Genomic DNA, 13,322 nt, shown 5'->3' with positions numbered 1-13,322 from the left:
AATTAAATTTCTCACCATTATATAAACAAAAAGACCGGCGAAAGCCGGTCTTTATATTTTTGAATTGTTTACTTATTAAATCTCTCCCATTACATACATATTCTCCATGGTAGGAACCGGACTTCCGCCCTTTTTTTCTAGTGTAATGGCAAAAGCCTGAGCATTTGGAATGTTGGCAAGCGCAATTTTGCTGTCTTTTTCTTCCGTATACATCCCTGCATCTACAGGTTTTCCGTCTGCAATAGCCCAAAGCTGATACTGCATTCCTTCCGGAGCTTTTGGTAAACTTTCCGCATCAAGATATACATCTTTGGTTTTAGTATCCCAGAAAACCATTGCTTTGGAATCGTTATGTTTTTCTACGCCTTTCAGTTTCACCATTTTCATATCAGGATTGGAAATCATTTCCATTTTCTGATTTATTCTCTGCATCGCAAGATTCTGAGCGTTCTTCTCAGTCTCCATTTTCGCGATTGTTTCTTTTGTTTCTTTCTGGCTGTTCATCCAGAAAACATTTCCGCCCACGCTTACCAGAAGCAGAACAGATGCGGCAACCGCAAAAACCTTCCAGTTATTACTTCCCTGAATTCTTATTTCTTCCTGAGGTTTCGCTGCAGGAATATCCGCAGAAAATACAGGCTTTTCCTCTTCAGCAGTCTGTTCCTGCTGAATTTTGTTCCAAATCTTCGATTTTAAATCTGCCGGAGGTGCTACCGCCTGTGCTGTTGCAAGATCTTCCAGTGCTTTCTGTGCCTCTTCAAAAGCAGCTTTTACTTCCGCATTGTTTTTCATCACACACTCCAAAATTCCCGCCTCTTCTGGAGAAGCAAGACCTAGAATATAAGATTCTATAATTCCGGATGATATGTATTCTTTAGTGTTCAATTTATTGATAATCTTTTAGCAAATCTTTAAGTTTCATAAGTGCATTCCTCATTTTAGTTTTAACCGTTCCCAGCGGTATCTTCAGTTTTTCGGATATTTCGTTTTGTGTATATCCCTGATAATACGCGAGATCGATAAGTTCCTTTTTGTCTTTCTCCAGACTTTCAAGCACACTGGCAAAACCGATATAATCGGAAGAATCATTAGTCGTTGAAAGCTCTGTAGAATCATATACGAAATCTGGAAGCGATTGGTTTTTTAACTGGTTCTGAAATCCTTTTGATTTTAAATAGTCGATCGCTGTATTCCTTGCAATATTAATCATCCAGGTATAAAATCTACCTTTAGAAACATCATATTGATGGATAGAATTCCATATTTTAACAAAAACGTCCTGAATAATCTCTTCTGTATATTCTTTGGACTGAACAATTCGAAGAATCACCCCGTACAATGCACCGGAATAGTGATCATACAGATGATGAAAACCTGTTTCGTTTTTTTCCTTTAGTAAAACGATTAGCTGCTCTTCAGAATATTTTGTTTTAATAGTAAATTATTTTACTCATCAAAAGTAACAATAATATTAATGATAACCAAATTTTAAAAACTCTTTTAAATCTTTATTAAAACAGGGTATATATTAACAGATTGTGAACAATATTCATCTATTTCAAAACAAATATAAAATTTAATAACCTGTTTTTCAATTACTTGTGATTTTTATTCAAATTTTTAAATCCAAAATAAAACCGAGTTCGTAAATGATTTTAACAACAGACAAATCGAATAATTTATCATTAAAAATTAAAAAAAATGAATACTAGATCAAAAATCGCAGTTTTAGGAATGGTAGCTTTATCTTTCGCTTTCAGTGGAAACGCTACAGCACAGACAATGAAGGAAAAAACAGTAATGGTAGGAGGAGCGCCAATGTATCCGTCTAAAAACATTATTGAGAACGCAGTAAATTCTAAAGATCACAAAACACTGGTAGCTGCTGTAAAAGCTGCAGGTCTTGTAGAAACGTTACAGGGAGCAGGTCCGTTTACTGTTTTTGCACCTACAGATGCAGCATTTGCTAAACTTCCGAAAGGAACAGTAGAAAATCTTGTGAAGCCTGAAAATAAAGAAATGCTTACAAAAATTCTTACGTATCATGTTTTACCGGGAAAATACAGCTCTAAACAAGTTTGGGCAGCAGTAAAAGCCGGAAACGGAAAAGCCATGATGAAAACAGTGGAAGGTGAAGAACTTACTTTCTGGGCAAAAGGTAAAAATCTTTATGTAAGAGATGCTAAAGGTAACGATGCAAAAGTAACTATTGCAGACGTTAACCAGTCTAACGGTGTAATTCATGTTATAGATACGGTGTTAATGCCATAATAATTTTTAAGTGTGAGAAACAGCATAATATTTATGCTGTTTTCTTTCAACTTTGTCCAAAACACATTAAAATATATAAACCTCTACACTAAAAAATAATATTATGAAAAAAACTATTAATGTGTCTAATCAGGGAGTAACTCTGGATACAGGCAGAAGAAATTTTTTGAAACTGAGCGGTGTAGGTCTTGCTCTTGCAGGTCTTACCATGATCGGTTGTGATGACGATAATTTCGATATGGTTGAAAATAACGTTTTCGACCTTGGAAAAGGTGATGTGGGTGTATTGAACTATGCTTATGCACTTGAACAATTGGAAGCAGATTTCTATACCAAAGTGGTTAATAATTTCTATTCCGGAATCTCAAATGCTGAAAAACAGCTTTTTACAGATCTTTATCATCATGAGGTAATTCACAGAGACTTCTTTAAAGCAGCAATCAGCGGAGCAACATCCAATGTACTGCCTACTCTGGAGTTTCAGTACCCGAATGTGAATTTTAACGACAGAAACTCTGTATTAGCTACTGCAAAAGCATTGGAAGATACAGGTGTTGCAGCGTACAACGGAGCAGGAAAATACATTACCAATGCAGATTATCTGGTAATTGCTGGTAAAATTGTTTCCGTGGAGGCAAGACATGCTTCAGCTATCAGAAACCTTATCAATCCGGGAACAGCAGCTTTCTCCGGTGATGATGTGATTGATGCCAACGGTCTGGATCTTGCGAAAGAGCCAAAAGAAGTTGTATCCGCAGCAGGAGGATTTTTCAAAACACCTTTCACTTGGAAAGAACAGGGAATCGGTTAATTATTCACTTCAAAAAATTACATTATGAATATTCTTAAATTACTAGATAAGCTTTCTGATGATAAATTCTTCACTACAGAAACATCAAGATTAGAAACACTTACCAATATTTCATCTTTCGGGAAAAAAGCGGCTATTGCTGCAGTTCCTTTTGGATTAGGAGCTTTAATGACGACTCCTGCAAAAGCTGAAACCACAGATACTACAAAAAATGCAACATTCTTTAAGAGTGCTTTAACGGATGCACTACAATTGGCCTTGGTTTTAGAATATCTTGAAAATGAATATTATGCATTAGGATTGGCGGCTTCGTCTTTAATTCCGAGTGCAGACAAAGTGGTATTTATGCAGATTGCAAAACATGAATCTGCACACGTAACGTTTTTGAAAAATACTTTAACTTCTTTAGGAGTAACTCCAGGCGCTAAACCGACCTTCGATTTTACGGCGAACGGTAATTTTTCACCTTTTACAGATTACAATCAGTTCCTTGTTTTAGCTCAGGCATTTGAAGATACCGGAGTAAGAGCGTACAAAGGACAGGCAGGAAATGTAATGTCTAATAAAACTGTTCTTCAGGCTGCATTGCAGATTCACTCTGTAGAAGCAAGACACGCTTCACAGGTAAGAAGAATGAGAGCCAACAAAGGATGGATAGAATTGGCAGACGGAGGAAATATGCCTTCTGCAACCAATCCTGTTTACGCCGGAGAAGGCAATACAAATCAGGCTGGCTTTAATACCGCAACAGCTTTTGGAGCCGCTGCAGGTTCTGCTGCCTATGACGAGATTTTAAGTGGAAGTGATGCCCAGGCAATTGCATCATTATTCATTGTCTGAGGGGTTTTTACCTTAAATTTTTAGCTGTTTAGTCCCTTTCCGAGTTTTTCGGAAAGGGATTTTTTTAAAATATTAAATAACTGCCAGTTATTTTTTAAGCCACGTCTGGTTTTCTTTATTCTCAGAGCGTTTTCTGCCATTATCAATATTATAAGCAAAGCCGACTCCTAAAGTCTGTTTTAGCTGTGTTTTAGCAATCTGATTATGATCGTACAGCAAGTCCAGCGTTACATTCGTGGAAATAAATTTATTAATTTTCATATTCAAAATTCCGCTGTATGCTAAAACAAGTCTTTCAGGATGATCCAGATAATTAGAGAAAACAGAACCTGTATTCATTAAAGTAATGTTCTCCATAATCTTTAGTTTATACATGGCTGTTCCCAAAAAACCGAATTGAAACAGAGAAGAATCACCGTCATTCTTTAATCCATAAATTCCCTTGTATTGAAGTTCTTCATCTAAAACAAAGGTCCATCTTGCATTGGCAGGACGTATTGTTGCCGTAAAATTATCATTGGGTCTGTAAGTAACTCCGGCTCCCATATTGAGATAACCCGGAGCCATGAAATTTGAAATTTTAGCCGCAGCAGGATTATTTCCGTCTGCATAACCCGGTGCAAACTGTGTCTGTAAACTGGCTCCTGCGGAAATATACCAGTTCTTCGCAAATTCTCTTCCGTAGTTGGTGGAAAGATTAATTACATCCTGAGTTTTTCTCGTTCCTACTCCTTTCGTATTATTTTGTCCGTATCCGAGAATGATAATATTTTCCCAAAGATCTTTTCCTTTTTCGTACGTAAGGTTATAGTTCAGCCCGGCAAGCCATCCTACATTATTGGCTCCTCCTCCAACCCAGTTGGAAAAAGCTGCCTGATTGAGCATTAAGGTATTCTGTCCCTGAATACTCCATACTTTTGCCGTATCCGAAACAACAGCTTCGCTTTTTTCCTGAGCGCAGAGATGAATCCCTAACAAAACGATAAGTGGAAGTAATTTTCTTTTCATAAGTTTATATTTTGGTTTAAAATTAAAAATAAAACTTACTGATTTGTTAAAAATTTTGAACTTAAAAGAATTTATGTGAAATTATTTTACACTTAGTCAATATAAAGTCGGGAATTAAAAAGGGTAAGAGGTAAATGAGAAGATATGATCAGTTATTGTATTTAATTCAAAGATAGCGTTCCTACGGAACGCCGAGTATCTCGCGAATATGATTTCTACACAAATAAAGCTCCATAGAGTCTTTACATAGGCTTGAAACAAATTAAAAAAAGATTATAAAGAAATAAAAAATCACAGTTTTAAGCCAATCATTTTTATCTATTAACATCATGAAAAAAATATGTTATTTTTTTTCTGAAAATATTAGGTTGGAAAATCATTTTTTGATTATATTTGTGAATCGAAATAATTTTTTTTCATCATTTGTGTTTTTTTAGGCTCCTTTCTAAGGAGTCTTTTTTGTTTTTATCAGGTAACCCGCTTTCTATTGCTTGAAGCCACCCATTCGTCTTTTTTACATTTGCTGCAGTTTCCAGCCATACCTTTGTGTTTTTCTTCCGTATGTCCGCAGAACGTGCAGGAATAAAATCCTTCATGAACAATCGTTTTCAAAGGATGATCCAGAGAATCCGGCATAATCGGAAGTCCGTACTTTACTCTTTCATCTTCGAAATAAAACACACTGATTTCTCCGGAAATTTCTTCAATGGCACTTTCAATCTGCCCAAGCTGGGAAATTCCTTTTAATCTTAATTCGGCAAAAAATTCATCACTCCCCAGATTTTCTTTTTTAAAATTTTCAATGGAGAATTCTCCGTTTTCGATCAGGCAGATGGATTTTCCCTCAATAAGCTGTTCGATTTTTTTATTTTTTGCGATAAAATAGGTTACAATGGTGTACAGAAGAATAATTACGGCAAAAACAATGAATGATGAAACAATTCCGACATCTTTATTAAACATCGGATCTCCCGCCGCAGAACCAAGTCCGATAATCACGACAAGTTCGAAAATCGAAAGCTGCTTCACTCCCCTTTTTCCCAAAACTCTCAGACCAATAATAATGGTAATAAACATGATAGCGGTGCGGAGAATGATTTCCAGAATAAAAGACCATTCTTCGTGCCCCATTAAAAGCTCTTTCCAGTCTAATTGTAACAGAAATATGGATAGCATATAAAATTTATTTTTGCAAGGTTCAAAAAATACGCCAAGCAAAAGGAAAATGCGGCATGAACGTTTGTACTGAAAATAAAAACCGTCTCTGTTGAAACGGTTTTTCTCTTATTCTTTAATCCATTCTTCCCGAAGCAAAGCATAGATCACATCATCTGTCCAGTTGTTTTTCCAGAATAAACTTTTCACAAAATGACCTTCTTTTCTAAAACCGATGCGTTCCATCAGTTTAAGAGAATCAATATTTTCCGGATCTACAGAAGCCATGATTCTGTGTTTTTTCAGATCACTGAAAAGAAAATTAATTATTCCTTTTAACGCTTCAGAAGCATACCCTCTTCCCTGAAAGTCCTTATTTAAAGTAATTCCTAATTCTGTCTGCAAATTTTCTGCACCAAAAAAATGAATTCCGATATCGCCGATCACAGCTTTTGTATCTTTTTCCGTAATTAAAACCTGATACCAGCTTTCCGGCTGATTGAATTCTTTGTTATTTCTTTCAATAAACTGTTCAACATCTTCCAATGTTTCCGGAATCCAGCTCTGAAATTTATTGGCTTCCGCATCGGAACGATAATTAAAAACTGTCTGTTTATCGTCCAAAGTTATATCCCGAATCAGTAATCTTTCTGTTTCTAAATTCATGTTTCTAATTTGAATCAACTAAATTAGGATTTAATCTCAAATCTTAAAACAAGAGATTTAAGCACCTAATTCAGCTTCTTCACCGTCATTCAGCACAAAACATCTTTCTTCCAAACCATTCTCCTGAATTTTTTCTTTAATGAATTTTCTGTCTTCTTTAGAATGACTTACACTTTCAAGATGCGTTACCCAGACTTTTGAATTCGGCGCGGTTTCACAGACTTTCAAAATATCATGACTTGTCATTACAATCGGATCTCCCACTACAAAAGTTGCTGCTCCTCCCGCAACAACAATATGCTCCGGCTGATGTTTTTTAATTGCCTGTTCCATTTCTTCACACCAGATACTGTCACCCGCAATATAAACAGACTGTTCAGCATTTTTAAAGACAAATCCATGAACTACGCCAATTTGTTCTTCAATTTCCCCTGTTCCGTGATGTCCGTCCGTTAAGGAAATTTCAATATTTTTAAACTGCACTGTATCATTGAAAGCAATCACATTTTTAAATCCTGCCTCAGAAATCTGTTCAGAAATGATTTCAGGACAAATGATGGGTACATTTTTATCTAAAAGTTCAATCGCTTTCGGATCCCAATGATCGGGATGAAGATGTGTAACGGCTACCGCATCAATCGTTTTTAATTTTTCCTGAAGTTCTTCCTCAGTGAAAGGTAAATCAATTAAGGGATTCAATAATTCATTGTCTACCATCGGAAATATTCCCAAAGAACCTTTTTCACCCAACATCGGATCAATTAAGATGTTCAATCCATCAATATTTAAAAGCAGTGTTGCATTTCGCCATAATTGTAATTTCATTTTCTTTAATTTTGTATCTGCAAAGCTATTGTTTACCTGAAATTAAATAATGGCTGGTTACCAAAAGGTGCACTATATACAATTTTGTAACGTATGACATTTGAAGAATTTAAAAACTGCGGACTGAGAAAAACATTAGACATGATCTCCGGAAAGTGGAAACCGCTTATTTTATCGAATCTTTTTGAGGAAAAAGAAGTCCGTTTTGTGGAATTATGGCGAAAAATGCCTAAAGTTTCAAAAAAAGTTCTGGCAGAACAGCTCAAACAAATGGAGGAAGATCATATCATTCAACGGGTTGAAGTCTATAATTTTCCTCCGGAAGTATATTATAAATTAACGGAAAGAGCCAAAAAGCTCGGTCCGATCCTTGATGAACTTCATCAATGGGGAAACGAACATCAAAGATCTTAAAATCAATTAATTACTGAAGTCATCCAAAACTTCAAGAATATTTCGATACACAAAATCCAGTTCTTCAGGCGTAATGCAGTAAGGCGGAACGAGATACATCACATTTCCCAAAGGACGCATGATGATTCCTCTTTTTAAAAATTCACGATACAAAACCTTCCCGATTTCGTTAAAATAGGATGTTTTTTCATCATTCTTAATTTCCCAGGCGATAATCGTTCCGGTCTGTCTTACATTTTCAACTTTCGGATGATTTTTTAAATCTTGAGAAAAATTAAAATGTTTCTGACTGATTAGATTGATTTTTTCCAGCGTTTCTTCTTTCAAAAGCAATTCCATACTTGCCAAAGCCGCTGTACACGCTAAAGGATTTGCCGTGAAAGAATGACCGTGAAATAACGTCTTATATTTATCTTCCGACAAAAACGCGTCGAAAATCTGTTGTGAAGAAGTCGTAATTCCCATCGGCATTGTTCCGCCTGTTAATCCCTTTGAAAAACACATGATATCTGGTTTTTCCGAAAGATAATTTGCCGCAAACAGCTTTCCGGTTCTTCCGAAACCTGTAAAAACTTCGTCCTGAATCATTAAAATTCCCTTTTCTCTGCAAAATTTCATCAGTTCTGATAAATCTTCGGCTTTGTGCATCAACATTCCCGCGGCTCCTTGAATCAGCGGTTCGTAAATGAAACAAGCCATTTCTTCAGCATGATTTTTTATGATGGATTTTAGATCCTCAATATTTTCAGAAGTCGGCGCATCAATAAAGATTACTTCAAAAAGCATTTCCCCGAAAGGTTTTGTCCAGACACTTCTTCCGCTCACCGACATCGCTCCGAAAGTATCACCATGATAAGCCTCTTTAAAAGCCAGAATTTTCGTCTTTTCTTTTCCCTGATTATGCCAGAACTGAATACACATCTTCAGCGCCACTTCCACCGCAGTAGAACCGTTATCCGAATAAAAAACCTTCTCCTGATTTTCAGGCAGCAGCTTTAATAAATTTTCAGAAAGCTTAATGGCTGGTTCGTGTGTAAATCCCGCAAAAATAACCTGCTCCAGCGTATTTAATTGTTCAGAAACTCTTTGTGCAATGTAAAGATTCGCGTGACCGTGAAGCGTAACCCACCACGAAGCTACTGCATCGATGTATTTTTTTCCGCTTTCATCGTACAAATAAATTCCGCTTCCTTTCACGATCGGGATTGCATCTTCCGCTGTTTTCATCTGCGTGTAAGGATGCCAGTTGACGGCTCTGTCGCGCTCTTGTAAATTCATAAATAATTGTTTGTAATGTCTAATTTTTCAATGTTGAATTGTCAATCGTAAATTGTAAACGCAAAGACTTTATTTCCATGTTAATATTTTAAGCTAAGCAAAGTCAAGCAGATTTCATCTGCCATTAAGCAAGCGCTTCATAGTCCGTCTCTGACGGAAATTTCTTTGTTATACTTATTATTAAAACAGAATATTTATTTTATCAATGCTGAATTGTCAATTATCAATCGTAAATTGTAAACGCAAAGACTCTATTCCTAAATTACTATTTAAGCTAAGCAAAGTCAAGCAGATTTCATCTGCCATTAAGCGAACGTTTCATAGTCCGTCTCTGACGGAAATTTCTTTGCTTTACTTTTTACCCAAGAAAAACATTTTCTTTGCGTTTAATCATTCTTTATATTATTAGTAAATAGATGAATACTTAAATTAGCATTGAAAATTATGAATATGATTCAATGTTGAATTGTCAATCGTGAATTGTTATTTTCACAATCCAAAAAAATTGACTATTGACCATTCACTTTTCACTTTTTAACACATCGTTTTCTCTTTCATCATAGGCTTTAATCCCAAAGTCTGCAACATCTGCATATCCTCAGAAACACCCGGATTTGGCGTTACCAGAAGCGTTTCTCTTTCCCCTGTAAAGATCGAGTTGGCTCCCGCCATGAAACACCATCCCTGCTCAAATTCAGTCATTTCTATTCTTCCTGCGCTTAAACGAACCATTGATGAAGGCATTACAATTCTTGCTGTGGCGATCATTCTTACCATTTCCCAGGTATTCGTTTTTTCGTTATCCTGAAGCGGCGTTCCTTCCACTCTTGCCAATGCATTGATCGGGACAGATTCCGGATGTTTCGGCATTGTTGCCAATGTTAAAAGCATTGAAATCCTATCTTTTGGCGTTTCTCCCAATCCGATAATTCCTCCCGAACAAACCGTAATTCCGGCTTTTCTTACATTATTAATCGTATTGATTCTGTTGTCGAACGTTCTTGTGGAAATAATTTCATCGTAATATTCCTTGGAAGTATCCAGATTGTGATTGTATGCATACAAACCTGCTTCCTGAAGCCGTTTTGCCTGATCTTCCGTTAACATTCCCAACGTACAGCACACTTCCAATCCCAGTTCATTTACCCCTTTTACCATATCAATAACACGGTCAAAATCACGGTTGTCACGCACTTCTCTCCACGCTGCAGCCATACAGAAACGCGACGAACCGCCTTCTTTTGCTTTTTTGGCATGTTCAATTACCGTTTCTGTCGGCAGTAAAGCCTGAACTTTAATATTCGTATGATAACGCGCTGCCTGTCCGCAATACGAACAGTCTTCCGGACAGCCTCCTGTTTTAATTGAAAGCAATGTAGACATCTGAACTTCTTCAGGATTATGCCACTCCCGATGAACCGTTGCAGCTTTATAAACAAGTTCCAGAAGCGGAAGATTGTAAATTTCTTCTATTTCTTCCTTCGTCCAGTCGTTTCTTAGTTGATTCTTATTCATGATTCTATTTTTTCTAATTGTAGTGCAATATTTTCTATACTTTCTTTTGTTATATTTTCAAGGTCAGGAATTCTTATAATTTCAGTTTCTGATGGAATATTTTCACAAATAACTCTTTCCGTGTCTGGTGGAAAATTTCCGTTAAGAATTAAATAGTTTAGTTTAATTTTCTTTTGGTTTAAAACTAAAACAGATAACAATGTATGATTGATACAGCCTAAATAATTCTTCACAACCAAAGCGGCGGGAACGTTCAGTTTTTCAATTAAATCAATAATAAATTCTTTGTCATTCAGCGGAACCATCAATCCTCCCGCTCCTTCTATGATTAAATGATTCTGTGTTTCAGGAAGTTTAAATTCATTCAGATCAATCAAAATTCCTTCCTCCTTTGCCGATTGATGCGGTGATGCAGCCAGCTTAAAACGATATCTTTCCGGATGACAAACCGTATGCTTTCCCACCCAGTCTTTAATTTTCATCGTATCAGAGTAATCCAGATCTCCGGACTGAACCGGTTTCCAATACTCTGCCTCAAAATATTTGGTTAAAACCGCCGAACAAACCGTTTTCCCTACTTCTGTCCCGATTCCAGTGACGAAAAGGAGTTTTTGCCCTGAGTTTTGTGTTTCCATTTTTACTTTTTTTATATCCATATTTATATCCATATTTATATCCATCAGTTTGTCATTCCGTAGGAATCTAAACAGCGTTTTTAGAGTGTTTTTTTTAATTTTAATTGCTTAGATTCCTACGGAATGACAAACTGATGTTGATTTTTATATTAACTAAAATCTCTGATAATCCCCGTTAACTTCAAAATTTCCTCTTCTGTATTAAAACTGTGAATACAAATCCTCAGTCTTTCCGTTCCTTCTTTTACCGTCGGACTTAAAACCGCATACGTTAACAATCCACTTTCCGATAAAGCATTCTGTACAGTTTTCAACTGACGATTATCCGGAATAATAATCGCCTGAATCGGGCTGCTTCCAGAAGACGGAGTGACTAAATTCTGCTCACGAAAAATTTTAATGTTTTCCTGAAGTTGAATGGATAATCTACTGTTTGCTTTTAAAAATTCATATCCGCTAAAAATGCTCATCCACAGAAAATCGTGCGCTGAAGTCGTATAGATAAAAGGGGATGCAAAATTGATGAGATAAGATTTAATTAAATCATTCGTTAAAATTGACGCACCATGCGTTCCCATTGCTTTTCCATAGGTTACAACCGTTGCTGAAACTTTTTCCCGCAGATTAAACTCACTCACCAAACCTTTTCCAAAAACACCGAAAGCGTGAGCTTCATCCACAACTAACAGAGCATTATATTTTGCTGTGATTTCTACGATCTCTTTCAAAGGAGCAATATCTCCGTCCATCGAATACAGGCTTTCAACCGCAACATAGGAAAGTCCGGTTTGCTTTTTCAGAATCCTTTCTAAATCTTCAACATCGTTATGATTGAATTTTAGTTTTTTAGCATTTGACATACTACACGCATCATGAACGGAACGATGAATTTTTTCATCCACAATGATGATATCATGACGGGTCGGAAGCGTTGAAAACAGAGCCAGATTGGCATTATAGCCCGAAGAAAAAAGCAAAGCCGATTCGTATTGATGTTCTTTGGCTATACATTCTTCTGTTTCAGCAACAGTTAAACTATTTCCGCTGATCAGTCTGGAACCAGTACTTCCTTTCAGCAATTCCGGATTTTCGTTGATTTTTTTTAATAAAATCTGCTGAAAATCTTTATTTCCTGCCAATCCCAAATAATCGTTGGAATAAAAATCCACTCCTTCCTTTTGAGATTTTAAAACCCTTAAAGTTCCGTTTTCTTTTCTTTTGTCTAAAGCTTCCTGAAAATGGCGAAAATTATTCAGCATAATTTACCTGTAAAATCTCTTTTGAAATGGCATCAATCCATTGGCTATGAAGATATTTTTCAATCTCTAAAACAATTTCTGCATGAATTTTCCAGTCTTCCGAAAATTCGTCCAACTGATTAATCATTTCCTCCAAATGTCCTTCTTCCTCCAAAATAATTGATTTTACCATAACTTTTGAGGTATATTTTGTCAGAATTTCCTGATAAACAGGATATAATTCATCAGCACGAACCTCAATAGCATATGTTACAAACAGATACGCCGCATATTTTAATTCTTCTTTGCTGAGATTGAAATTTTGCTGAAGATATTTACACGCTTTAACGTCGAGAGAATGAAGATATTGTCTCGTTGCCGTTGCGGCTAAAAGTTCATTGCTATTGTACGTTTTGCACATTTCGGGATCAATTTTCAGGATCTGCTTTTTAAGATAATAAGCATGGCGATGTTCTTCCGCAGCGTGTTTTAGCTGTATTAAACTTACGTTAGTCGGATGTTCGCAAGCTGAAATTTTTCTGGCTCCTGCATTTTCCATAAAGGAAAGCGTATTCAGCCATTTTGCGTGCGTTTCATTTTGCTGAATAATTTTTTCTAAAAGACTGTACAATTCCATTCTTTTTTGTTTTGGTTCAAAAGTAGTAT

At 36.2% G+C, this 13,322-nt stretch carries 15 protein-coding genes; 4 read left to right on the top strand and 11 right to left on the bottom strand.

Features of this window, described 5'->3' with window-relative positions; translation table 11 throughout:
• Nucleotides 1-75 precede the first annotated feature (75 nt).
• Both H6W53_RS01380 and H6W53_RS01375 read right to left on the bottom strand, forming a co-directional pair.
• The gene (locus H6W53_RS01380) at nucleotides 76-885 is read right to left on the bottom strand and encodes an anti-sigma factor domain-containing protein (RefSeq protein ID WP_116098637.1); all 810 of its coding nucleotides are present in this window, start codon (nucleotides 883-885) and stop codon (nucleotides 76-78) included.
• 1 nt (nucleotide 886) lies between these two features.
• The gene (locus H6W53_RS01375) at nucleotides 887-1,330 is read right to left on the bottom strand and encodes an RNA polymerase sigma factor (RefSeq protein WP_235130770.1); all 444 of its coding nucleotides are present in this window, start codon (nucleotides 1,328-1,330) and stop codon (nucleotides 887-889) included.
• Nucleotides 1,331-1,701: 371 nt separating this feature from the next.
• On the opposite strand from H6W53_RS01375, the gene H6W53_RS01370 reads away from it, so the two are divergent.
• The 3 genes from H6W53_RS01370 (at nucleotide 1,702) to H6W53_RS01360 (ending at nucleotide 3,922) form a co-directional block, all read left to right on the top strand.
• Nucleotides 1,702-2,271 (top strand): fasciclin domain-containing protein, encoded by a 570-nt coding sequence (locus tag H6W53_RS01370; protein WP_087710197.1) that lies wholly within the window; start codon nucleotides 1,702-1,704, stop codon nucleotides 2,269-2,271.
• A gap of 103 nt (nucleotides 2,272-2,374) precedes the next feature.
• Nucleotides 2,375-3,082 (top strand): ferritin-like domain-containing protein, encoded by a 708-nt coding sequence (locus H6W53_RS01365; RefSeq protein WP_185204558.1) that lies wholly within the window; start codon nucleotides 2,375-2,377, stop codon nucleotides 3,080-3,082.
• A 24-nt stretch (nucleotides 3,083-3,106) separates the two neighbouring features.
• A complete protein-coding gene (locus H6W53_RS01360) occupies nucleotides 3,107-3,922 on the top strand; it encodes a ferritin-like domain-containing protein (protein ID WP_087710193.1) in 816 nt (271 codons plus the stop codon).
• 87 nt (nucleotides 3,923-4,009) lie between these two features.
• Here H6W53_RS01360 and H6W53_RS01355 read toward each other — a convergent pair whose 3' ends face one another.
• From H6W53_RS01355 to H6W53_RS01340, 4 genes are all read right to left on the bottom strand, one after another.
• Entirely contained in the window at nucleotides 4,010-4,930 is a 921-nt protein-coding gene (locus H6W53_RS01355; protein ID WP_185204557.1) for a DUF3078 domain-containing protein, read from the bottom strand.
• 468 nt (nucleotides 4,931-5,398) lie between these two features.
• Nucleotides 5,399-6,106 (bottom strand): DUF421 domain-containing protein, encoded by a 708-nt coding sequence (locus H6W53_RS01350; RefSeq protein ID WP_185204556.1) that lies wholly within the window; start codon nucleotides 6,104-6,106, stop codon nucleotides 5,399-5,401.
• Between the two features lie 108 nt (nucleotides 6,107-6,214).
• Nucleotides 6,215-6,751: a GNAT family N-acetyltransferase gene (locus H6W53_RS01345; RefSeq protein WP_185204555.1), complete on the bottom strand. Its 537-nt coding sequence runs from the start codon at nucleotides 6,749-6,751 to the stop codon at nucleotides 6,215-6,217.
• A 57-nt stretch (nucleotides 6,752-6,808) separates the two neighbouring features.
• Entirely contained in the window at nucleotides 6,809-7,576 is a 768-nt protein-coding gene (locus tag H6W53_RS01340) for an MBL fold metallo-hydrolase (protein WP_185204554.1), read from the bottom strand.
• A gap of 93 nt (nucleotides 7,577-7,669) precedes the next feature.
• Between H6W53_RS01340 and H6W53_RS01335 the strand changes: the two genes are divergently transcribed.
• A complete protein-coding gene (locus tag H6W53_RS01335) occupies nucleotides 7,670-7,990 on the top strand; it encodes a winged helix-turn-helix transcriptional regulator (RefSeq protein ID WP_185204553.1) in 321 nt (106 codons plus the stop codon).
• Between the two features lie 6 nt (nucleotides 7,991-7,996).
• Here the strand turns inward: H6W53_RS01335 and bioA are convergent, their stop codons facing one another.
• From bioA to H6W53_RS01310, 5 genes are all read right to left on the bottom strand, one after another.
• Nucleotides 7,997-9,268, bottom strand: a complete 1,272-nt coding sequence (bioA, locus tag H6W53_RS01330; RefSeq protein ID WP_185204552.1) for an adenosylmethionine--8-amino-7-oxononanoate transaminase — start codon at nucleotides 9,266-9,268, stop codon at nucleotides 7,997-7,999.
• Between the two features lie 534 nt (nucleotides 9,269-9,802).
• Nucleotides 9,803-10,783, bottom strand: a complete 981-nt coding sequence (gene bioB / locus H6W53_RS01325) for a biotin synthase BioB (RefSeq protein WP_185204551.1) — start codon at nucleotides 10,781-10,783, stop codon at nucleotides 9,803-9,805.
• The gene (bioD, locus tag H6W53_RS01320; RefSeq protein WP_185204550.1) at nucleotides 10,780-11,418 is read right to left on the bottom strand and encodes a dethiobiotin synthase; all 639 of its coding nucleotides are present in this window, start codon (nucleotides 11,416-11,418) and stop codon (nucleotides 10,780-10,782) included. Before bioD ends, bioB begins: the two co-directional genes overlap by 4 nt.
• A gap of 149 nt (nucleotides 11,419-11,567) precedes the next feature.
• A complete protein-coding gene (locus tag H6W53_RS01315) occupies nucleotides 11,568-12,677 on the bottom strand; it encodes an aminotransferase class I/II-fold pyridoxal phosphate-dependent enzyme (protein ID WP_185204549.1) in 1,110 nt (369 codons plus the stop codon).
• A complete protein-coding gene (locus H6W53_RS01310) occupies nucleotides 12,667-13,293 on the bottom strand; it encodes a hypothetical protein (RefSeq protein WP_185204548.1) in 627 nt (208 codons plus the stop codon). The genes H6W53_RS01315 and H6W53_RS01310 overlap by 11 nt, the downstream gene beginning before the upstream one ends.
• Nucleotides 13,294-13,322: the final 29 nt, after the last annotated feature.

It is taken from the genome of Chryseobacterium sp. C3 (assembly GCF_014218905.1).
GTDB classification, from domain to species: domain Bacteria; phylum Bacteroidota; class Bacteroidia; order Flavobacteriales; family Weeksellaceae; genus Chryseobacterium; species Chryseobacterium mucoviscidosis.
The sequence above is the reverse complement of the archived record's forward strand: the minus strand, read 5'-3'. Positions and strand labels throughout refer to the sequence as shown.

What these genes read in the sequence shown, in the direction of transcription:
- bioB (WP_185204551.1), bottom strand. Translation starts at nt 10,783, where the DNA reads ATGAATAAGAATCAACTAAGAAACGACTGGACGAAGGAAGAAATAGAA.
- H6W53_RS01345 (WP_185204555.1), bottom strand. Translation starts at nt 6,751, where the DNA reads ATGAATTTAGAAACAGAAAGATTACTGATTCGGGATATAACTTTGGAC.
- H6W53_RS01335 (WP_185204553.1), top strand. Translation starts at nt 7,670, where the DNA reads ATGACATTTGAAGAATTTAAAAACTGCGGACTGAGAAAAACATTAGAC.
- bioA (WP_185204552.1), bottom strand. Translation starts at nt 9,268, where the DNA reads ATGAATTTACAAGAGCGCGACAGAGCCGTCAACTGGCATCCTTACACG.
- H6W53_RS01370 (WP_087710197.1), top strand. Translation starts at nt 1,702, where the DNA reads ATGAATACTAGATCAAAAATCGCAGTTTTAGGAATGGTAGCTTTATCT.
- bioD (WP_185204550.1), bottom strand. Translation starts at nt 11,418, where the DNA reads ATGGAAACACAAAACTCAGGGCAAAAACTCCTTTTCGTCACTGGAATC.
- H6W53_RS01350 (WP_185204556.1), bottom strand. Translation starts at nt 6,106, where the DNA reads ATGCTATCCATATTTCTGTTACAATTAGACTGGAAAGAGCTTTTAATG.
- H6W53_RS01340 (WP_185204554.1), bottom strand. Translation starts at nt 7,576, where the DNA reads ATGAAATTACAATTATGGCGAAATGCAACACTGCTTTTAAATATTGAT.
- H6W53_RS01365 (WP_185204558.1), top strand. Translation starts at nt 2,375, where the DNA reads ATGAAAAAAACTATTAATGTGTCTAATCAGGGAGTAACTCTGGATACA.
- H6W53_RS01360 (WP_087710193.1), top strand. Translation starts at nt 3,107, where the DNA reads ATGAATATTCTTAAATTACTAGATAAGCTTTCTGATGATAAATTCTTC.
- H6W53_RS01355 (WP_185204557.1), bottom strand. Translation starts at nt 4,930, where the DNA reads ATGAAAAGAAAATTACTTCCACTTATCGTTTTGTTAGGGATTCATCTC.
- H6W53_RS01315 (WP_185204549.1), bottom strand. Translation starts at nt 12,677, where the DNA reads ATGCTGAATAATTTTCGCCATTTTCAGGAAGCTTTAGACAAAAGAAAA.
- H6W53_RS01310 (WP_185204548.1), bottom strand. Translation starts at nt 13,293, where the DNA reads ATGGAATTGTACAGTCTTTTAGAAAAAATTATTCAGCAAAATGAAACG.